The following is a 21041-nucleotide window of genomic DNA, read 5'->3' on the forward strand; positions in this document are numbered from 1 at the left end:
AGGCGGATTGTCAGGCGACATTGAAATTGAATGTGCCCGCGATGGCGGTGAGGAGTGGCATGGTGAAGACCGTTGCTCCCACATGTTGATCGCACTCACCTTTCGAACCACTCCCTACGCTCGCTGAAGGTGTTCTCGATCAACTCGACCACCGTCCGCACCTGTGCTTCACCCTGTGACTCGGCGTTGACCGCCATCCACACCTGACGCCGCATCGGTCGGTCAAACAGGCCCGGCAAGGCAACGAGGCCGCGGTCGAAGTGGCTCATGTAGTGCGGCAGCAGGCCGACGCAGGCGCTGCAACGGATCATCTCCAGCATCAGTTCATAGGATTGCAACTGCACTGCTCCCGCCAGGCGTTGGTCCACCAGTGCATTCCATGGCCGCAAGCTTTCAACCTGGCAGTCCTGCTGCCATTGCACCAGGAGGAAATCGGCCAGCTCCTCCAGGCATTCCGGCCTGGACGCCACCCGTGAGTAACGCTTGGCAATGTGCGGCAGGTACTCCAGTTGCGCCAGAGGCCGGGGTTCGGTGGTGGCAAAGCTCGGCCCCGGCAACGGCGATCCGGTTTCGCCCAGCCACACCACCACGTCGGCGCTGACCGCTTGCAGGGACAGTTCGCTGTCGAGCGTCTTGATGTCCAGGCGCACGCTAGCATTGCGCCGCAGCAGCGCCACCAGGTCACGCCCGAGAATGTCATGCAGGATCGAATCGGCCACGGCCAGGCGAATCAACGGCTGCTCGATCACCGGCAAATCGCGCTCATGGGCCAGGGCGATCAACTGTGCGTGCAGGCGCAAGCCATCGCGGCTGAGGCTCAAACCATTGTCTGACGGGTTGAACAGCGAGCAGCGCAACTGTGTTTCCAGCAGCGCCAGTTGCCTGCGCAGGCGGGTGGCCTTGATGTTCAGGCTGCGCGCGGCCTGCATGAAACAACCGCAACGGGCACTGACGGTGAAGCACAGCGCCAGTTCGGGGTCGATACCCGCGGCCAACTGGCGCCAGGACGCATTTTTATCGATGACTACACGATACTCGGTAGCGCCCCGGTGGGCACTGGTTTCCATGACTGACATCGAGGACTCCCTGTCGACATGACACTGACAGCGCCATCCTGCGGATCATTGATGAACCTGCTGTGACAATGATTCAGGCGCTGGGTGTCTGGCGAAAGCTCACGGCCAGGCGATTCCAGCTGTTGATGGTGGTGACGGCGATGGTCAGGTCGACCATTTCGCTTTCACTGAACTGCTCCCTGGCCAGCGCGTAAACATCGTCCGGGACGTGGCTTTGCGAGAGCAAGGTGACGGCTTCGGTCCAGGCCAGCGCGGCTCTTTCCCGCGGATTGAAAAAGTTGCTGTCGCGCCAGACCACGATGGAATACAGGCGGCGGTCGCTTTCGCCGAGGCGCCTTGCATCCACCGAGTGCATGTCGGTGCAGAAGGCACAGCCATTAAGTTGCGAGGCGCGAATCTTGACCAGGTGCAGCAGGCCCTGCTCGATGCTCAGGCTGCTGGTCAGGGCCTCCATGGCGATCATGGCCTTCATCGCTTTGGGGGACGCGCTGTAGTAATCCAGGCGGGGCTTCATGGAGCGTTCTCGTGCGGCCTTGAGTTGATTTTCACGGTAATCGCTGGCGCGGGAGCGTGACAGATCCAATTTCGCGATTTCCCCGTGGACCAAGGCCTGCAGACCAATTAACGGTTTTTCCACTGCGCAACTTCTGCCGAGCGAGCGGATGAGGGTAATCTTGCGCGACGCACACGCGCCTCAACAGCCCCGGAGTCTCGCCGGCATGGAACTACATGTTGTCATCAACGGCCGCAAGGACCTGGCCGGCCAGTTGTATAACCAACTGCGCAGCGCCATCGAGTCCGGACGCCTGGCCGCCGGGACGCAACTGCCGCCCAGCCGTTTGCTGGCCGAACAATTGGGCATTTCACGCAAGACCATTTCCGATACCTACGCCCAGTTGACCTACGAAAACTTCCTGACCGGCGTGGTCGGCAAAGGCACTTACGTCAATGCACGCTCGTCGAAAGTGCAGCGTAAACAGAACTACACGGAGCTTGGCGGCTTCGAGGTGATCGAGTCCTGGCGCAACCTGCCGGTATTCCTGCGTCATCCGACCCTGGAAGGCTCGCTGCGCTACGACTTCATTGGTGGCGCCACCAGCAAGGGCCAGTTTCCCCAGGATGACTGGCGACGCTGCACCTCCCACGCGCTGCGCCAGATTGCCGGCTCCAAGGGGTTGTACAGCTTGCCTGAGGGCTTGCCCGCCCTGCGCAACGCCATTGCGCGGCACATTGCGTTCTCCCGCGGGGTCAATTGTCAGGATGAGGATGTGGTGGTGTGCAACGGCGCGCAGCAGGCCCTGGACCTGATTGCGCGGGTGCTGATCAGCCCGGGCAGCCTGGTCGCCATGGAGGACCCCGGCTACCCGCCGGCCCGGCTGCTGTTCGGCACCCATGGCGCCACGGTGATCGGCGTGCCGGTGGACGCCGAAGGCATTGTGGTGGAGCAGATTCCTCGTGGCACGCGCCTGATCTACGTCACCCCGTCGCACCAGTTCCCGCTGGGCATGCCGATGAGCCAGGCGCGCCGGCAAGCACTGCTGGCCAAGGCTCACGAGCTAGGCGCGATCATCATCGAGGACGACTACGACAGCGAATTCCGCTACGAAGGCCGTCCTACCGATTCCCTGCAAAGCATGGACGAACGGGGGATCGTCGCTTACGTCGGGACCTTTTCCAAAACCCTGCTGCCGGAATTGCGCCTTGGCTATGGGATCCTGCCGCCGGCGATCCTGGAGGCCGTGGTGCGCGCCAAACAGCTCACCGACCTGCACACATCGACCCTGCCGCAGTGGGCGCTGGCCAAGTTCATCGCCGAAGGCTGCCTGCTCAAGCACATCCGCCGCTGCCATACGGTCTATGCCGGGCGCCGCGAGCGGATCCTGACGCGCATGGCCGGCGACCTCTCACCCTGGCTGGAGGCGGTGCCCTCCACCGCCGGCTTCCACATGGTAGTGATGTGCAAAGTGCCCCTGGATATTCCATTGGTGATCGAACTGGCGAAAAAAGTCGAAGTCGGGCTCTATGCCATCGACAGCTTTTTCTATCAGCAAGCGCCCAAGGCCGGGTTTTTCTTCGGTTTTGGCGCCATTGAGACCCTGGACATCGACACCGCCCTGGACCGCGTGCGCGACATTTTGCAGCAGGTGGCCTGACGGATTGGCCTGCGGCTTTATCCGGCGATTGGCTATTGGCGGTCCGCAGGGTCAGGCCTATCCTGCATAGGCGTTAACCCTCAATGAGCAGGATTCGTCCGGCCTGATTCAGGAGTGTGAGCAATGTCCCATGAAGTGATCAATACCGTACAGGTACGTGCCGTCGCCGGCCGCTCGGATGAACTGGGTAAGCAACTGCAAAAGATTGTCGAAACCCTGCGTGAACTACCGGGCTGCGAATCCTATATGGTCGACCGCTGCCCAGAGGACAGCAATCGCTGGACGGTCAGTGCCCGCTGGCAATCGGAAGCGGCCATGAAATCGCATTTCAACTGCCCCGAAGTCCAGGGTTTCATCGGCCTGATCGACAGCCAACTGGCCAATGCCGTGGACTTCAACAGTTTTCCGATCGTCTGAAAACAAGATCAAGAGATCGCAGCCTGCGGCAGCTCCTGCATGGGCTGCGATCTTTGCTTTGGTCTCCTCGCCTTCCGGAGTATTGGCTGTTTAACCGCTACCGCTTGCGCACTACTGTGGTTTGCAACAACTAACCACCGCAGGTAAAGAACCATGAACATGTTGCGTTTGCGGGCTGCCTTCCTCGCCGCCCTGGCCCTGATTGTGTCCGCATCGGCCTTTGCCCATGACCCTTCGGAAAAGGTCACCGTTTTGCAGGACCAGATGCTGCAAAATGCCCCGGGCAAAAAGGCTTTGATGATCGAGGTCGACTACCAGCCAGGCCAATCGTCCATTGCCCACAAGCACGACGGCACGGCCATGGCCTATGTGCTTTCGGGGGCGATCACGTCTCAGGTGAAAGGCGAAAAAGCGGTCACCTACAAGGCCGGTGAGTACTGGTACGAACCCGCAGGTTCAGAACACCTGGTCTCGAAAAACGCCAGTACAACCAAACCGGCGAAGCTGTTGGTGTTCATGGTATTGGCCCCCGACGAGAAAGTGTTGATCCCATTGGAAAACTGATGGCTGAACGTACAGCCATAAATAAAAAGGCTCGAATGGCGAATTCGGGCCTTTTTATTTCCCGAGGCAATTAACCACAGACTATTAAACCAAACAAAACTATTGGTCACCGGAGAAGTTCGGACATTGGCTATTTAAATAAAACATACAGGGTTTAGTCTTGATTCACCGCCGGCACAGCACCGGCAATTTCAACTTTCGACTGAATTGTTTCACTGGAGAAACACCATGAAACTTGCTCTTGTCAGTACATTGACCCTAACGGTTGTTTTAACCGGTTGCTCGATCCCTACTGCGCCCACGGCGGTCTCGTCCCTCAATGGCATTTTCACCGAACCGGTAGGCCGCAGCGGTGCCACCCTGATCAACAACGGCAGCCATGTCTCGCTGGGCATCGTCTACAGCCAGAATACCCAGACGAACCGTGCCTATCTGCGGGACTACCAGGCCAACGCCGGCACCGGTTTCGGCCAGAGCCTGCTGGTGCAGCCGATTCATGACGCCTATGTAGCCACCTCCAGGCCGGACATGGCCGTGGATTGGGTCAAGGCCTCCCTGCAGCGGCAATTTGGTTCGGTGACCGTGTATCCAGACATGCAGAGCCTCAGGGCGGCGAAACCGGACGTGATGGCGGTGGTCGACACCCGCAGCCAACTGATTACATCGCGCAGTTCAGATATCCAGTCAGATGTCAGTGCGGACTTTTACGACAAGAACTTCAACTACATAGGTACTGCACAAGGCCATGACGCCAAGGCACTTAGTCCGGTCTGGGCTGACTACAAACGCAGTGAAGAGATAGTGGCTGACATTAACGAGCAACAGAATGTGCAAGTTCGGGCGCTGCAGAAGTTTGACCAGTCGCTCAGTAATTTATTGACCAGCCCGACAAGTAATGTATCGATGAACACTGAAAGAACTTCAGTCTTCAAGTAATTGGTTGATGCTGACGACGCCATCGCGGGCAAGCCCGCTCCCACAGTTGATTTGGTGTACATGGGTGATGCGCACGACATAAATCACTGTGGGAGCGGGCTTGCCCGCGAAGGCGTCCGACCAGTCACCAGAAAACCTGCGACAGAAAAAAGCCCCGCATCTCTCGATGCGGGGCTTTTTCATTCAACGCCTGATCAGGCCGCCGGTTCCAGCTCGGCGGCGACAGCGGCAGGCACTACCGCTTGACCGCTCAACGCCAGGTCCAGCAGTTCGCGGTTGGCCACCGCGTACATGGCGTAATCGGTGCCGCTGGCGGCACGGATTTCCACCAGCATGGCGCGCCAGCGTTCGATCATGCCTTCGTGCTGCGCCATCCACAGGGAAAGTCGTGTTTCCACGTCCTGGGTGCCGTCGCCCTGTTGCAGGACCGAGATGGTGATCGCACGTTGCTGCCAGTCGACGTCATCGCGGAACGCTTCACGGGCCAGGGCCTGCCAGTTGTTTTCAACCGGCAGAGCGCTGATCTGTTGCATGTACCAGGTGATGTCCAGCGCGCTGCCCACGGCGAAGTAAGCCTTGGCCACCTCGGCCGGATCCTGGCCGGTCACGTCGGAAGCCTCGATGATCGGCAGCAGGGTGTACAGGTGCGAGGTACCCGCCACCATACGCGCCAGCAACTCCGGCACACCGGCTTCGACATAGGCCTGATAACGGCGCTGCCAGGTTTCACGGATCTCGCCACTGAGCAGCTCGTCGAGCTTCAGGCCCAACTCTTTCAAGTGCGGACCAAAGTGCGCGACGTCACGGGCAGCGTTCTGCTCGTTGCGACGGGCACGCAGGAACCAGCGTGTAGCGCGACGGCCCAGGCGCATCAGCTCGTCCATCAGCTCCAGTTGAACGTCGGCCGAAACCTGGTAATCCAGGTTTTCGATCTGACGGAACCAGTGCGGGAGATGGAAAATGTCACGCACGATCACGTAGGCGCCGGCCACGTTCGCCGGGCTCATGCCGGTCGACTCTTTGAGTCGTTGAACGAAGGTGATGCCCATGTGGTTGACCAGATCGTTGGCGATCTGGGTGCTGACGATTTCGCGCTTCAGGCGGTGACGGCGCATGGCCACGGAGAACTTGCTCACCAGGGTTGGCGGGAAAGCGGTTTCCATGTCGCGGGTCAGGTAGTCGTCGTCCGGCACCAGGGAGCCCAGCAGCTGCTCCTTGAGGTCGATCTTGCTGTAGGAGATCAGCACCGACAGCTCGGCACGGGTCAGGCCATGGCCTTCCGCTACACGCTCGTTGATCGCTTCTTCCGACGGCAGGAACTCGATAGCACGATCCAGCTTGCCACGGCCTTCCAGGTCGTTCATCAGGCGCTTGTACTCGGCAATCCGCGGCAAGGCGCGACGGGCTGCCAGGGACAGGGCCTGGGTCTGCTTGTAGTTGTTGCCCAGCACCAGACCACCGACTTCGTCGGTCATGCTCGCCAGCAACTGGTTACGTTGCTTGTCGGTCATGTCGCCGGCCTGAACCACTTCGTTCAGCAGGATCTTGATGTTCACTTCGTGGTCGGAGCAGTCCACGCCACCGGCGTTGTCGATGAAGTCAGTGTTGGAACCGCCGCCATTGAGGCCGAATTCCACACGACCCAGTTGGGTCATGCCCAGATTACCGCCCTCACCCACGACTTTGCAGCGCAGTTCGTTGCCGTTCACGCGCAGTGCATCGTTGGCCTTGTCGCCGACATCGGCGTGGCTTTCGCTGCTGGCCTTGACGTAGGTACCGATGCCGCCGTTCCACAGCAGATCCACCGGCGCCTTGAGCAAGGCGTTCAGCAGCTCGGTCGGGGTCAGCTTGTCGGCCTCGATGTCGAAGCGCTCTTTCATCTGCGGGGAGATCGCGATGCTCTTCGCGCTGCGCGAGAAGATACCGCCGCCTTCGGACATGATGCTGGTGTCGTAGTCCGACCAGGCCGAACGCGGCAGGTCGAACAGGCGCTGACGCTCGGCGAAGCTCGACGCCGGCTCAGGATTCGGATCGATGAAGATGTGCAGGTGGTTGAACGCCGCGACCAGCTTCAGCTTGTCGGACATCAGCAAGCCGTTGCCGAACACGTCACCGGCCATGTCGCCGACACCGACCACGGTGATGCTGTCTTCCTGGACATTGATGCCGCGCTCGCGGAAGTGGCGCTGTACGCCGACCCACGCGCCCTTGGCGGTGATGCCCATTTTCTTGTGGTCGTAACCGGCCGAACCGCCGGACGCAAACGCGTCACCCAGCCAGAAGCCGTAGTCGATGGCAATGCCGTTGGCGATGTCGGAGAAGGTCGCGGTGCCTTTGTCCGCCGCCACGACCAGGTACGGGTCATCGTCGTCATGACGCACGACGTTGGCTGGCGGTACCAGCGCGCCGTCCTTCAGGTTGTCGGTGATGTCCAGCAGACCCGAAATGAAGATGCGGTAGCAGGCGATGCCCTCGGCCGCGATCTCGTCACGGCTGCCGCCCAGTGGCAGGCGACGCGGCAGGAAGCCACCCTTCGCACCCACCGGCACGATCACCGAGTTCTTCACTTGCTGGGCTTTTACCAGGCCCAGCACTTCGGTACGGAAGTCTTCTTCACGGTCGGACCAGCGCAGACCGCCACGGGCAACGTTGCCGAAGCGCAGGTGCACGCCTTCGACGCGCGGCGAGTACACGAAGATTTCGAACTTCGGTACCGGCTTGGGCAGCTCGGGAATCAAGTGCGGGTTGAACTTGAAGCTGAAGTACGACTTGTTATGGCCGTTGGCATCGGTCTGGTAGAAGTTGGTGCGCAGGGTGGCCTTGATCAGGTCCAGGTAGCGACGCAGGATGCGGTCTTCGTTCAACACCTGGACGTCGTCCAGGGCGCTGAGAATCGCGTGTTCCAGACGCTGTTGCTTGTCGTCCAGGTCATCGCTGGTCAGCTTTCGCGCCAGGTAGAAGCGGGTCTTGAACAACCGGGTCAGCTCGCGAGCGATGTCGGTGTGGTTGTTCAGGGTGCTGGCGATGTAACCCAGGTCGAAGCCCAGGCGGATCTGCTTCAGGTAACGGGCGTAGGCACGCAGCAGCGCCACGTCACGCCATGGCAGGCCGGCGGTCAGTACCAGACGGTTGAACGCGTCGTTCTCGGCATCGCCACGCACGATGTGGACGAACGCGTCCTGCAGTGTGTCGTTGAGCTGCTGGATGTCGAGTTCCAGGCCTTCGGCGGCAGTGAACGCGAAGTCGTGAATCCAGAATTCGCGGCCATTGCTATGACGCAGGTGGTACGGGAACTCGCCCAGCACACGCAGACCGAGGTTTTCCAGGATCGGCAGGACGTCGGACAGTGCCAGCGGCGTATCGGCGTGGTACAGCTTGCAATGCAGCTGGCGCTGGCCGGCGACCTGGCCCAGCGGCTGATAGAAGCTCATCACCAGCGGGTTTTTGTCGCTCAGGCTCAACAGGTGCTGCATGTCGACCACAGCGGAATGCGCGGCGAAACGCTCGCGGTAACCGGCCGGGAAGCCTTTCGGGAAGTCGGCCAGCACGTTGGTGCCCTGGGCTTCACCGAAGCTCTCGACGGTCAGTGCGGCGTAGTCGTCCTGCCAGCTGCGGCAGGCCTGCACCACTTCTTTTTCCAGCAGCAGCGGGTCGATGTCGAGGCGGTTTTTCGGGTCGACGCGCAGGATCAGCTGCACGCGAGCCAGCACGGACTCGGAGAAGAAGGTCCAGAATTCGCAGTCGGTGGCTTTCAGGCGATCCATCAGCACTTGCTGGATCTTCTGGCGCACTTCGGTGGAGTAGATGTCGCGCGGCACGTAGGCCAGGCAGTAGCAGAAACGGCCGTACGGGTCTTTGCGCAGGAACACGCGAATCTTGTTGCGTTCCTGGATCTGCACGATCGACATCACGGTGCTGAACAGCTCGTCCACCGGGGTCTGGAACAGATCGTCGCGCGGCAGCACTTCGAGCACCTGCGCCAGTTCCTTGCCCAGGTGAGCCTTGGCCTGGAAGCCGGAGCGGTGTTCGATTTCCTCGACCTTGCGGCGGATGTACGGGATCACCCGCACGCTCTCGCCATACACCGACGAGGTGTACAGGCCCATGAAACGGCATTCCTTGATGACCTTGCCGTTGGCGTCGATTTCGCGGATCGACACGTAGTCCGGGTAAGCCGGGCGGTGTACGCGGCTTGGGTGCGCGGCCTTGGCGAACGACAGCAGGGTCGGTTCGCGCAGGTAGTTCACGGCGTAGTCTTCGATGCGCAGGTCATCGTAGGTCAGGCCGGCACGCAGCAGCTTGGTCAGGCCGAGGAAGGAGTCCTTGTCGTAGACGATATGGCCGCCATCGGCTTCGTCGCTGACCACGAACTCTTCATAACCGAGGAAGGTGAAGTGGTTGCCCACCAGCCATTCCAGGAAGCTCTTGATTTCGTTCTTCTCGTCGCCATCGACGGCGAACTGGCTGTTGTCCAGCTTGGTCAGGATCTCCTGGACCTTGGCCTTCATCGGCTCGAAATCGCCGACGGCCACGCGGACTTCACCGAGCACCTGCTCCAGCTCTTTGCTCAGCACATTGAGCTCGGCGGTGTTGGCACAGCGGTCGATTTCCAGGTACATCAGCGATTCTTGCTGAATGTCGTCGCCCTGGGTGCCTTTTGGCAGGATTTCCAGCAACTCGCCCTTGCTGCCACGACGCACGCTGAGCACGGTGGTTTGCAGGGTATGGATGCTGTAGCCGCGGCGGTTCAGCTCGGTACGCACCGAGTCCACCAGGAATGGCAGGTCGTGGTGCAGCACTTCGACCGCCGTGTGGGTCGATTGCCAGCCGTGGCGTTCGTAATCGGGGTTGAAGACGCGCACTTGCGGTTGCGCGTGATCGAAGCGCTCAAGCAGGCGCCATGCAGAAAGGGTGCAGCCAGCAAGGTCGGACAACCGACGCTGGGTCAGCTCGTCAAGGGAAATGATGCCGAAGAATTGTTCAGCGAACAGCGCCACTTGTGGCAGTGCCTGTTCACTGATGTGCTGCGCCAGTGCCGCTTGCAGTTGGTGCTGGAAGTCGGCTTTGCTGGCTGCGGTGAAGAACGCCATCTGTGGTACTCCGCTTGGGCTTGTTATTGATGAAAGCGTCGCGCGAAACCCCTTTCGGGGCTACGTTTCAAAGCTAGCCGTCACCCGGTTCCTGATTCTCGGGCAGAGGAAACAGGGTGACAGGTGGGTGAAGCTGGACGAGACACTCAGGTCACATTCACCTTCCGTGAATGGGCATCTGCAAAAACGACTGGGCCGGGTGCGGCGCAATGTCTTTACGGGTGCTCATCCGTTGCGCAGCTTAACCAGTGCGGTAAGGCCCATGCTTGCGGTGCTGCGACATATTCGGTCATCGGCACGCTGCTCAAGGCATGCGCATCGAACAACACTAGCATTCACACAGAAAAATGACGGTTATCCATCCGGTTTTACAGGACATCCGTACCAGAAATGACCAGTAACACTCTGCCCGTTCACGACCCGGTCACTGCTACGCGAACGAGCAGAAATGTGCGCGGGCTGGCAGAATCGCCCTTTGTTGCGTTTACCACGCCCGTCGAGCCAGGAATTTCCCATGAAAATGAAAACCGCCCTCTTGATCGTCAACCCTTGCGACGACGAAGAAGACAACATGGCCATGCTCTGCTGCCACAGCGAACAGGGCGAAATGTTCCTGATGAGCCGCTACCCCGACGAGGACGAACTTGAAATCACGCTCGACGGCGAGCCTTCGACGCTGGATGGCGTAAAAGTCACCCTGAGCCCTTCCCTGCTGAAGATTGAAATTGCGGCGGCAGATGCCGATGCGCTCAATGGGGATGATGTGCTGGAAATCACCTTTGATGCCGACATGACGGATCTGGCTGAAGTGGAGCTGACCTTGAAGAATATTCTTGATGGTACTGGCACCTTTATCAGCCAGATTTGATGGTGCCTGAGCGGGCGCCTTCGCGAGCAAGCCCGCTCCCACATTTGATCGCATTCTTGCCGGAATAACGCGGTCGACTGTGGGAGCGGGCTTGCTCGCGAAGAGGCCCTAGAGAACACCACCAGCCTGCAACCTGTAGAAAGTTCCTACAACGATTGCCGGCCATTTCCTGCACTTTGCGCAAAATGCCGTTAGTCGCCGCCCCCCGCGATGGATTAAAGTAACGCCCCCAGCCCTGGCGTATGTCGAACGTCCTCGGCCACCCATTTGCAGGAACAGTCATCGATGGAACATCGTGAAGCGCTGCTCGCGCTGCGAACCTTTCTTTCAACGCAGATTCTCGGCCAGGAAAAACTCATCGAGCGCTTGCTCATCGCCCTGCTCGCCGACGGCCACATGCTGGTCGAAGGCGCCCCTGGCCTGGCCAAGACCAAGGCCATCAAAGAACTCGCCGAAGGCATCGAAGCCCAATTCCACCGCATCCAGTTCACCCCCGACCTGTTGCCGGCCGACATTACCGGTACGGAAATCTACCGCCCGGAAACCGGAAGTTTCGTGTTCCAGCAAGGCCCGATCTTCCACAACCTGGTTCTGGCGGACGAAATCAACCGCGCCCCGGCCAAGGTCCAGTCGGCGCTGCTCGAAGCCATGGCCGAGCGCCAGGTCAGTGTCGGGCGCAGCACCTACGAGCTGTCGCCCCTGTTTCTGGTGATGGCCACGCAGAACCCGATCGAGCAGGAAGGCACCTACCCCCTGCCTGAAGCCCAGCTCGACCGCTTCCTGATGCACGTGAAAATCGGCTTCCCGGACGCAACGGTTGAACGCAAGATTCTGCAACAGGCCCGTGGCGAGGCCCTCAATGGCGAAACCAAGCCCGAACGCCGGGTCAGCCAGCAGGCCATTTTTGCCGCGCGCAAGGAAATCCTCGGTTTGTACATGGCCGATGCCGTGGAGGAATACCTGGTGCAGCTGGTCATGGCCACCCGCATCCCGGCCAAGTTCGACCCGGAGATGGCCGAATGGATCGCCTATGGCGCCAGCCCTCGCGGTTCGATTGCCCTGGACCGCTGCGCCCGCGCCCACGCCTGGCTGGCCGGCCGCGACTTCGTCAGCCCGGAAGACATCCAGGCCGTGCTGTTCGACGTGTTGCGCCATCGCATCATTCTTTCCTTTGAAGCCGAAGCCGCTGGCATCGATCAGGACCGGGTGGTCCAGCGGATTCTCGACGTCGTAGCCGTCGCTTGACCCCGATGAACGCCAGCCTGCCGCCCGAGCCGGGCATCCGTGTCAGCCTCGCCGACCTGATCGAGATGCGCCATCGCGTGCGTGAAGTGCAATTGTTTTCCACGCCGAGCCAGCGCAGCCCGCTGATCGGCCTGCACCACTCCAAACTGCGCGGACGTGGCGTCGACTTCGATCAGGTGCGGGTCTATCAGGCCGGCGACGATGTGCGCACCATTGACTGGCGCGTGACTGCCCGTACTCAGGAACCCCACACCAAGCTGTTCCACGAAGAACGTGAGCGACCGATCTTCATCATGGTCGAACAAAGCCGCCGGCTGTTTTTCGGCTCGGGCCTGATGTTCAAGTCGGTGCTCGCCGCCCAGGCCGCGAGCCTGATCGGCTGGGCCGCCCTGGGGCACAACGACCGGGTCGGCGGGCTGGTGTATGGCGACAACGAGCACTACGAAATCAAGCCTCGGCGCAGCAAGCAAAGCTTGCTGCAGTTGCTCAACCGGCTGGTGCGGGTCAATCAGTCGCTCAACAGCGAAAGCGAGCCGGACCGCGACGCCTTTGGCATTGCCCTGCGCCGCGCCCGGGAAGTGTCGCGCCCTGGCAGCCTGGTGATCGTGATCTGCGACGAACGCGCCCTTTCGGACAGCGCCGAGCAGCAACTGAGCCTGTTATCGCGCCACTGCGACCTGTTGTTGCTGCCGTTGTCCGATCCGCTGGACCATGCCCTGCCCGCCGCCGGCCTGTTACGTTTCGCCGAACGCGGCGCGCAACTGGAACTCGACACGCTGAATTTCGACCTGCGCCAGACTTACCGGGCCCAGGCCGAAGCACGAATCGCCCGCTGGGAACTGCTCGCGCAGAAACTGCGGGTGCTGATGATGCCGTTAAGCACTCAGAGCGAGATGGTCGAGCAACTGCGCGAGTACCTGAACCCACAGAAACCGGGGAAAGGCCGATGAGCAGCCTTGATCAACTGCAACCGCTGATATCCCCGCCACCGGTGGAATTCTGGCCTCCGGCACCGGGTTGGTGGCTGCTGCTGCTCGTGGTGCCGCTGATCGGCCTGGGCCTGTGGAAGCTGCGTCGCTTCATTCCGCAAAAACGCCCCGTGGTCCGTGCCGAACAGCCGCTCGACCCGGTACGCCTTGCGGCCTTGGCGGAACTGGCACTGATGCCCAAGCCTTACGACGGTGCGCCGGCAGGTGCCTGGCTGCAGCAACTCAACGGCCTGCTCAAGCGTCTGTGCCGCAACCACTATCCCTACAGCCAGAGCCACACCCTCAACGGCCGCAAATGGCTGGCGTTCCTCGACAATCGCTGCCCGGCGGCCGGCCTGACCCGTTGGATGGTGCTCGTGGAAGGCGCCTACAAACCCGAATGCAAACTCGACGACAAGGCCATTGCCGGCCTGACCCAAGCCGTCGATACGTGGATTCGCAAACATGTTTGAATTCGCCTGGCCGTGGATTTTTGCCCTTGCGCCGCTGCCGTGGCTGATGCGCATCCTATTGCCGATGGCCGACAGTGGTGAACCGGCACTCAAGGTCAGCTTCCTCAGCGACCTGGAAGGCCTCGCCGGGCGACGCGCCCGGGCCAACCTGCCAGCCTGGCGCCAGCAGGCACCGTTCATCCTGCTGTGGCTGTTACTGCTGGTCGCGGCGGCTCGCCCGCAGTGGCTCGGCGAGCCCTTGCCGATTGCCGCCAGCGGCCGTGACCTGCTGGTGGCCGTGGACGTTTCCGGGTCCATGGATTTCCCTGACATGCAATGGCAGGACGAAGACATCAGTCGCCTGTCACTGGTCCAGCATCTGCTCGGCGACTTTCTTGAAAGCCGCGAAGGTGACCGGGTCGGGCTGATCCTGTTCGGCAGCCAGGCCTACCTGCAGGCACCGCTGACCTTCGACCGCCACACCGTGCGCGTCTGGCTCGATGAGGCGCGCATCGGCATCGCCGGCAAAAACACCGCCATCGGCGATGCCATCGGTCTGGCCCTCAAGCGCCTGCGTTTGCGTCCGGCAACCAGCCGCGTGCTGATCCTGGTGACCGATGGCGCCAACAATGGCGGTGAAATCGACCCACTCACCGCTGCACGACTCGCCGCCAAGGAAGGCGTGAAAATCTACCCGATCGGCATCGGCGCCGATCCGGAGCAAAGCGGCACGGTCGGCTTTCTCGGCGTCAATCCGAGCCTGGACCTCGACGAACCGTCCCTCAAGGCCATCGCCGAAGTCACGGGTGGCCAGTATTTCCGTGCTCGCGACGGCAAAGAGCTGCAGGCGATCAAGGACACCCTGGATCAACTGGAGCCCGTGGCCCAGCAACCCACCCAGGCCCGCCCGACTCAAGCGCTGTACCACTGGCCACTGGCCCTGGCGCTGTGGTTGAGCATGCTGCTGGTGGCCCCCGTACTCTGGCCGGACAACCCCTTGCAACGCCTGTTCACCAAGGATCTGTTCTTGCAAACCCAATTGCTGCCTGACTGGCGCCAGCGTCTCAAACGCCTGCGCCTGCGGAGGCGTCGATGAGTGCGCTGTGGCCGTACTGGTTCCGCCCCTGGTGGCTGCTGTTGCTGCCGGTGCTTGGCTGGTTGCTCTGGCAACTCTGGCACCGCAAGAAGCGCGCCGGGCGCTGGCAAATGATTCTGCCACCGGCCTTTCACGCCGCACTGCTCAGTGGCGGCAGTGGCCGTGACAGTAAACTGCCCTGGATCGCCCTCGGTCTCGCGTGGCTGTTGACCCTGCTCGCCCTGCTCGGTCCGGGCTGGCAGCGTGTCGAGCAGACCAGTCAAAAGCCCGCCGACCCGCTGGTGGTGGTGCTCGAACTGACCCCGGAAATGCTCGCCACCGACGTCATGCCCAACCGCCTCGAACAGGCGCGACGCAAGTTGTTCGATCTACTGCAGATTCGCAGCGACGCGCAAACTGCCATCGTCGTCTACGCCGGCAGCGCCCACACGCTGGTACCGCTGTCGGATGATCTGTCCACCAGCCGCAATCTGCTGGACGCACTGAAACCGTCGTTGATGCCAGAGACCGGGCATCGCGCCGATCTGGCGGTGCTCAAGGCCCTGGCGCTGCTCGAACAAGCGGCGCTGGGCGACGGCCGGATCCTGCTGATCGGTTCGTCCTTGACCGAACAGGAACGGCTGGGCATCCGTCATGCGCTCAACGGCAAATCGACTCAATTTCTGATGCTTGGCATCGGTACGGCCGAAGGCTCGCCCATCACCCAGGAGGACGGCAGTTTCCTCAAGGATGAACAAGGGGCCATTCTCGTGCCGCGACTGGACGAGCCCGGCTTGAAAGCTTTTGCCAACGACCTGGATGGACGCTTTCGCCAGGCACGCCTGGACGACAGTGACCTGCATGCCCTCGGCCTGTTCGACGGCCCGCGCCACCTGCGCAACGACGGTCAGACCCTGCGCCTGGACACCTGGGCCGATCAAGGTTACTGGCTGTTGCTGCCGCTCCTGTTGCTGGCGGCCTGCGCGGGGCGTCGCGGCTGGCTGCTGTGCCTGCCGCTGCTATTGGCGCTGCCTCAACCGAGCTACGCCTTCGACCTCGTCGACCTGTGGTTGCGTCCCGACCAACAAGGCGTGCACCTGCTCAAGCAAAAGCGCCCGGCCGAAGCCGCCCGGCGCTTCGAAGACCACCAGTGGCAAGGCGTGGCGCTCTATGAAGCCGCAGACTATGCCCGCGCCGCAGAGCGGTTCGCAGAAGGCAACAATGCCCACGCCCACTACAATCGAGGCAATGCCCTGGCCAAAAGCGGTGAGCTGGAGGCGGCCCTGGACGCGTACGAACAGGCTCTGGAACGTCAACCGGACTTGCGCCCGGCGCTGACCAACAAAGCGCTGGTGGAAGAGCTGCTCAAGCAGAAAAACAGCCCGCCCGCCCCGGAACCGGACCCCTCCGCCAGCGACGAACCCCAGGCCATGCAACAACAGACTCCTCCGGGCGTCTCATCGCAGTCTTCGGACAACGGCGAGCCGCAGGCGCAAGAACCGCCGGCCGACTCCAACACCAAGCAACCACCGGTGTCGCCACCCAGACCGGGGGCCAATGAAGTGCCCGGCAGCGAGCTGGGTGACGAACAGCACACCACGCCGCCCTTGCGCCCTGCCACCGACAGTATCGAAGGTGAACAGCGTCAGGCACTGGAGCAGTGGTTGCGACAGATCCCGGATGACCCCGGCGAGCTGCTGCGGCGAAAATTCTGGTACGAACAGCAACAACATCAGGATCAGGAAAAAACTCGATGACCCGCTTCACCGTTTTATTGCTCGCGCTGATGCACGGCCTGTTGTTCTGCTTTGTCCAGGCACAGGCTGCAGAGCTGGCCGCCAGTGTGGACCGCAGTCGCCTGAGCTCAGGCGAGACGGTCGAGCTGACCCTGGAATCCACCGACGTGACCCAGTTCGGCAAACCCGACCTGACACCGCTGGAGCCGTTGTTCGAGGTGCGCGGCACCCGCCAGGTCAACCAGTTGAACACCCTCAGCGGGGAAAACCAGGCCGCCACGCGCTGGATCATCACCCTCCTGCCCCGGCAAAACGGCAGCGTCGTGATTCCGCCCCTGCAACTGGGCGAACTACAGAGCCAGCCGATCACCCTGCAAGTGGTCGAGAGTGAAACACCGGACAACCCGAACAAACGCGCCCCGGTGTTCATCGATGCCAGCCTCGATCAAACCAGCGTGTACGTTCAGGCCCAGGCAGTCCTGACCCTGCGCATCTACCACTCGGTGTCGCTGTACGACGACAGCAGCCTGCCACCCTTGCAGATACCTGACGCACGCATCGAACAATTGGGCGAATCCCGCACCTACGAAAAAGACATCGATGGCCTGCGCCACGGTGTGATCGAAATGCGCTACGCGATCTACCCGCAACACAGTGGCGAACTGATCATTCCGGCACAGGTCTTCAACGCGGCGCTGGTCGACGCGCAACCGGTACAGGACAGCACCGCCCAGGGGCCGAAATCCGGCAAACTGATGCGCGTCACCTCGGCCGAACTGCTGTTGACGGTCAAGGCCAAACCCATCACCTGGCCGGCCGATGCCCCCTGGCTGCCAGCGCGCAGCCTGACCCTGAGCGAAAGCTGGAACCCGGAGCCGGACCACGCCCAGGTCGGCGATTCACTGACCCGCAGCCTGACGGTGACGGCCGAAGGCTTGTCCAGCACCCAACTGCCACCGCTGCCCGGCACCGACGTCGGCGGGCTGCGCCGCTACCCGGATCAACCGGTGCTCGGCAACCAGAACAGCGAACGTGGCCTGGTCGGCAGCCGTGAAGACCGCGAGGCCCTGGTACCGACACGCACCGGCGCCATCGAACTGCCCACCGTCGACGTGGTCTGGTGGAACACCTTCGAAGACCACCTGGAACACAGCAGCCTGCCTGCCCGCACGCTGCACGTGGCGGCCAATCCGAGCCTGGTGGTCGATACCCCGGCCGGTGCGTCTGCGGTCGAAGCCAGCGCCGACAGCGAAGCCCTGTGGCGCTGGAAGCTCAGCACCCTGTTCCTGGCCTGCACCACCCTGCTCGGCTTCGGCCTCTGGTGGCGTGGCCGTTGGCAACCGGCGGTGGCGCGCGTCGCCCAGACCGGCCCGAGCCCGCGCACCGTACTCGACGACCTCAAGCGCGCCTGCCTGGCCAACGATTCCCACGCCACCCGCCAGGCCCTCGACGCCTGGGCCCGGCAACAACCGGAAACCCTGGCCGACATGGCCGCCCGCTTCGTGCCACTGTCCAACGCCCTCGACGGCCTGAACGGCGCGCTCTACAGCGAAACCGGCCAGTACTGGCAAGGTGACGAGTTGTGGCGGGCGATCAAGGCGATCCCGATGGCCGAACGGGTGCAGGATGTGGTTGGCGACAGTGGGTTGCCGCCGCTTTATCCGAAGTAAGGAAACTTGGGGGCAGGATCACCAGTAACGATTGAACCGGTCCATATCTATAGATCCTCTGCGGACAGAGCCTTTTAACGGCTCTGATCCGAAGAACTCTGATCTTGCCGCTACGTCATCGCGATCTGGCGAGCCCCCTTGCGGACCCGCCGTGAATGCTTGCGGTTCCGCTCGCTGAATATTTTTAGGCCGCACATGAATCAGAAAATCAATTTCCCCACCTGAATTTTTGATTTTTTCCACACTGACGGCTTCCAGGTCGAAATCTTCGATTATTCGCCTTGTACTTTTTCCGTTCGGTGTTTTAGTGAAAAAATCCGTACTTAAATCGTCCATTTCATTTGCACTGCTTTCCGTATTGGTGAGCGCTGTAAAATTCAGAACATTTTCTCTTTTTATAATCGAGGGTAACCTACCAAAAAAACCAAGCTGATTAGCGACAACCTCATACTGATACCGCGCAACATCGCTAGCATAAAACCCAAGTACACCGCCAACGTCCATCTTGTCACTACGCGGAGGCTTGGTTATATAGTTTTCTTTGAAAACCCAGATATCTTCGCGAAATTCATTCACAAACCAACTTTCATAGCGATGACCGCCCTCATCATGGAAGTATGTAGATCTGATTAAACGAGACTCAGGATGAACGTCCGGCCGCTCAAATTTTTCCTGTATGAGGCGCTGCGCCGCTTGACTTTTTTGGCCCAACTGGTCAAACCTCGCCTTCAGATTCGGATGTTGGAAAGATTGGCTCACAGCATCCGGAAAGCCCGGCTTCAAACCATCGATGTCAGTGAGTGACGTGGGTCGATTCTCGACCATCGCATAGAGATTCTGACCATACACCGTACCGGCAGGATCCGGACTTATCCAGCGACACAACCAGGTGGCGTAATATCTGAAACCATAATAATAAAGCCCTGTAGCATCACGTTCCTTGCCTGAATACCGAATTACTTTGCACTTTGATGCTTCCTCACTCCTGCTGCTATGCCATGCAGTCCCACCAAACGGATAGTAACTTTCCTGACTGCTCAGCCCGCCGCCCCCGTCAAGCTCGAGAGTATTTGACCCAAGGTGATCTTTCAAGCCATAGGTTATTTGATCATTAGTGACTCGAACTGCGGGATCTTGCGCCCGCTGCATTATCCGGGCACGACACCTTCCCAGGTCGATATCCACCACATGATGTTCGCGACTTTCACACCGATGGATTTCGAGGCCAGGAAGATAAAACACCTGAGCCAACAGTGTCCGACTTCCAACCTGTGTCAGGTGCACCTTTCTCACACGTCGTCCCGTACCATCGTAAAAATATCGTTCTTCGTCATCACTACCACTCTTGCGCTTGACCATAGTGACCTTGTGCAGTTGATTACGAAGATTCCACGACATTCGTTGGCCACGAGAAAGCTCATGCTGGTTCCCGTTTGCGTCAAACCCATCGGCGATTTCCCGCTCAGTCGGCAGTGAACCATCCTCGTTTTGACCCAAACTCCGATTGCCAAACTCGGAAACCGCCATCCTGATTGTTGGCGAATTACTGTGAAATCGAACTCGCTGATTTCCCGAACGGTCATATTCGAAACTCTGTGTGTAACTGCGTAAACAATTCGGATCAATAGGCACTTTTTGCCACGCCGGCAATTGAGGCCCAAATATTGGAAAACCTACTTCACGGCCCGTTGCTTCAATAAGTTGATAGAGACTGTCGTATCGATAAATGCTAACCGGCTCTACTTTTTGGTTTTTATAAAAATTTACCGACTGAGCAACGTTTTCAACATGCAAGACATTACCAACCGGATCATAGACATATCGTTGATCTTGCAAAACCTTCGAGAGACCGTATCTGACGACAAGCCGACTCAGCCGATTGATTTCAGGATCATATTCAGCGACGACATTTGCACCACACCCTAAGTGCTCACTCTCAATCTGTCCTTGGGCGCTATAGTTTATATCGCTGACTAAAGTGCATGACTTATCACTGCCAGACGCTTGAAGCTTTACATTTCGCAGCTCTCCAGCACGTGTATAAGTGAATTCTTTCGTATTGCCCAATGCATCAACTTCAGCACGCATTTCGCCCGACGCAAAATAACGAAACACTGAGATAAAACATTCATCCACCAACAACTTGTCACGCGAAGACAAATCGGACGGCCAATCGGAAATATCCAGGTTCGCCATAAACTGCCTGGATTCTTCCAACAGGTGGCCATCCAGTGAGTATCGGGTGAAACGCAACGTACCCGCCTCATCATCATGGCGAACAAGGCGACCACCCTGATTGCGAAATATGGTGTCCTCCCTGGTATCCCCATAACAAAACCGCTCAACTATTTTTTCTTGTTCATCTTTTGCGGACGCCTGCACCGCAATCAGCCGAAGTAAAGAATCGTAGGAGTACTGAAACTCACTCTTGCGACTATCCCAAAGATGGCACTCCATGCCAGCGACCCCAAACAATGTCACACGCCAACCTGCATCAACACTATCTGTAAGCAACTCGGCGCCGGACAAACTCCGCACTCGAATTAGATTGGCCGCGAGTGTATTCCCCGACTCAACTTTTGCCCATAGCCTGGGATCCCAACTGGTAATTTCTCGCCCCATCAAATCGTAACCAAAGCGCGTAATTCGTCGTTCCGGTACCTGATCGGCTTGCGAGCGGCAGAAGGCAATTTCACGACAAACAGCACCACGAGGGTCAATGACCCTCAGCGCGGGTGTGGCACGATCCAAAAAGGTATTGTTCATGCGCACTTCTATAGCATGAGTGTTA

16 protein-coding genes are annotated in these 21041 nt (G+C 60.0%); 11 read left to right on the plus strand and 5 right to left on the minus strand.

What is annotated here, in order from left to right:
- Positions 1–95: 95 nt before the first annotated feature.
- Positions 96–1076: a LysR family transcriptional regulator gene (locus tag PMI26_RS02505; RefSeq protein WP_007979907.1), complete on the minus strand. Its 981-nt coding sequence runs from the start codon at positions 1074–1076 to the stop codon at positions 96–98.
- Between the two features lie 73 nt (positions 1077–1149).
- Entirely contained in the window at positions 1150–1590 is a 441-nt protein-coding gene (locus tag PMI26_RS02500) for a carboxymuconolactone decarboxylase family protein (protein WP_007979909.1), read from the minus strand.
- A 205-nt stretch (positions 1591–1795) separates the two neighbouring features.
- On the opposite strand from PMI26_RS02500, the gene pdxR reads away from it, so the two are divergent.
- The 4 genes from pdxR to PMI26_RS02480 all read left to right on the plus strand — a co-directional run bounded on the left by pdxR (position 1796) and on the right by PMI26_RS02480 (position 5146).
- Positions 1796–3229 carry a MocR-like pyridoxine biosynthesis transcription factor PdxR gene (gene pdxR, locus PMI26_RS02495; RefSeq protein WP_007979911.1) on the plus strand — a complete coding sequence of 478 codons (1434 nt, stop codon included), beginning with the start codon at positions 1796–1798 and terminating at the stop codon, positions 3227–3229.
- 123 nt (positions 3230–3352) lie between these two features.
- Complete coding sequence (locus tag PMI26_RS02490) at positions 3353–3646, plus strand: antibiotic biosynthesis monooxygenase family protein (RefSeq protein WP_007979914.1); 294 nt, start codon at positions 3353–3355, stop codon at positions 3644–3646.
- Between the two features lie 153 nt (positions 3647–3799).
- Entirely contained in the window at positions 3800–4210 is a 411-nt protein-coding gene (locus tag PMI26_RS02485; RefSeq protein WP_007979916.1) for a cupin domain-containing protein, read from the plus strand.
- A gap of 228 nt (positions 4211–4438) precedes the next feature.
- The gene (locus PMI26_RS02480; protein ID WP_007979917.1) at positions 4439–5146 is read left to right on the plus strand and encodes a hypothetical protein; all 708 of its coding nucleotides are present in this window, start codon (positions 4439–4441) and stop codon (positions 5144–5146) included.
- Here the strand turns inward: PMI26_RS02480 and PMI26_RS31500 are convergent.
- Together PMI26_RS31500 and PMI26_RS02475 are read right to left on the minus strand one after the other, a co-directional pair.
- Entirely contained in the window at positions 5132–5329 is a 198-nt protein-coding gene (locus PMI26_RS31500; RefSeq protein WP_157222288.1) for a hypothetical protein, read from the minus strand. The two genes, PMI26_RS02480 and PMI26_RS31500, sit on opposite strands and share 15 nt — an antisense overlap.
- Positions 5330–5340: 11 nt before the next feature.
- Entirely contained in the window at positions 5341–10236 is a 4896-nt protein-coding gene (locus PMI26_RS02475) for an NAD-glutamate dehydrogenase (RefSeq protein ID WP_007979919.1), read from the minus strand.
- Positions 10237–10750: 514 nt separating this feature from the next.
- Here PMI26_RS02475 and PMI26_RS02470 point away from each other — a divergent pair.
- The 7 genes from PMI26_RS02470 to PMI26_RS02440 all read left to right on the plus strand — a co-directional run bounded on the left by PMI26_RS02470 (position 10751) and on the right by PMI26_RS02440 (position 18250).
- A complete protein-coding gene (locus PMI26_RS02470; protein WP_007979920.1) occupies positions 10751–11104 on the plus strand; it encodes a hypothetical protein in 354 nt (117 codons plus the stop codon).
- 285 nt (positions 11105–11389) lie between these two features.
- A complete protein-coding gene (locus PMI26_RS02465; protein ID WP_007979923.1) occupies positions 11390–12349 on the plus strand; it encodes an AAA family ATPase in 960 nt (319 codons plus the stop codon).
- Between the two features lie 5 nt (positions 12350–12354).
- Complete coding sequence (locus PMI26_RS02460; protein WP_007979925.1) at positions 12355–13299, plus strand: DUF58 domain-containing protein; 945 nt, start codon at positions 12355–12357, stop codon at positions 13297–13299.
- Positions 13296–13790 (plus strand): DUF4381 domain-containing protein, encoded by a 495-nt coding sequence (locus PMI26_RS02455; RefSeq protein ID WP_007979927.1) that lies wholly within the window; start codon positions 13296–13298, stop codon positions 13788–13790. The genes PMI26_RS02460 and PMI26_RS02455 overlap by 4 nt, the downstream gene beginning before the upstream one ends.
- Entirely contained in the window at positions 13783–14865 is a 1083-nt protein-coding gene (locus tag PMI26_RS02450) for a vWA domain-containing protein (protein ID WP_007979929.1), read from the plus strand. Before PMI26_RS02455 ends, PMI26_RS02450 begins: the two co-directional genes overlap by 8 nt.
- Positions 14862–16601, plus strand: coding sequence for a VWA domain-containing protein (locus PMI26_RS02445; RefSeq protein WP_007979932.1), 1740 nt, complete (start codon positions 14862–14864; stop codon positions 16599–16601). The genes PMI26_RS02450 and PMI26_RS02445 overlap by 4 nt, the downstream gene beginning before the upstream one ends.
- Complete coding sequence (locus PMI26_RS02440) at positions 16598–18250, plus strand: BatD family protein (RefSeq protein WP_007979934.1); 1653 nt, start codon at positions 16598–16600, stop codon at positions 18248–18250. The genes PMI26_RS02445 and PMI26_RS02440 overlap by 4 nt, the downstream gene beginning before the upstream one ends.
- Positions 18251–18268: 18 nt before the next feature.
- On the opposite strand, the gene PMI26_RS31030 is transcribed toward PMI26_RS02440, so the two are convergent.
- On the minus strand, positions 18269–21016 hold the full coding sequence (locus tag PMI26_RS31030; RefSeq protein WP_007979936.1) for an RHS repeat domain-containing protein: 2748 nt from the start codon (positions 21014–21016) through the stop codon (positions 18269–18271).
- Positions 21017–21041: the final 25 nt, after the last annotated feature.

The sequence above is a fragment of the Pseudomonas sp. GM33 genome (assembly GCF_000282295.1).
Classification (GTDB): domain Bacteria; phylum Pseudomonadota; class Gammaproteobacteria; order Pseudomonadales; family Pseudomonadaceae; genus Aquipseudomonas; species Aquipseudomonas laurylsulfatiphila.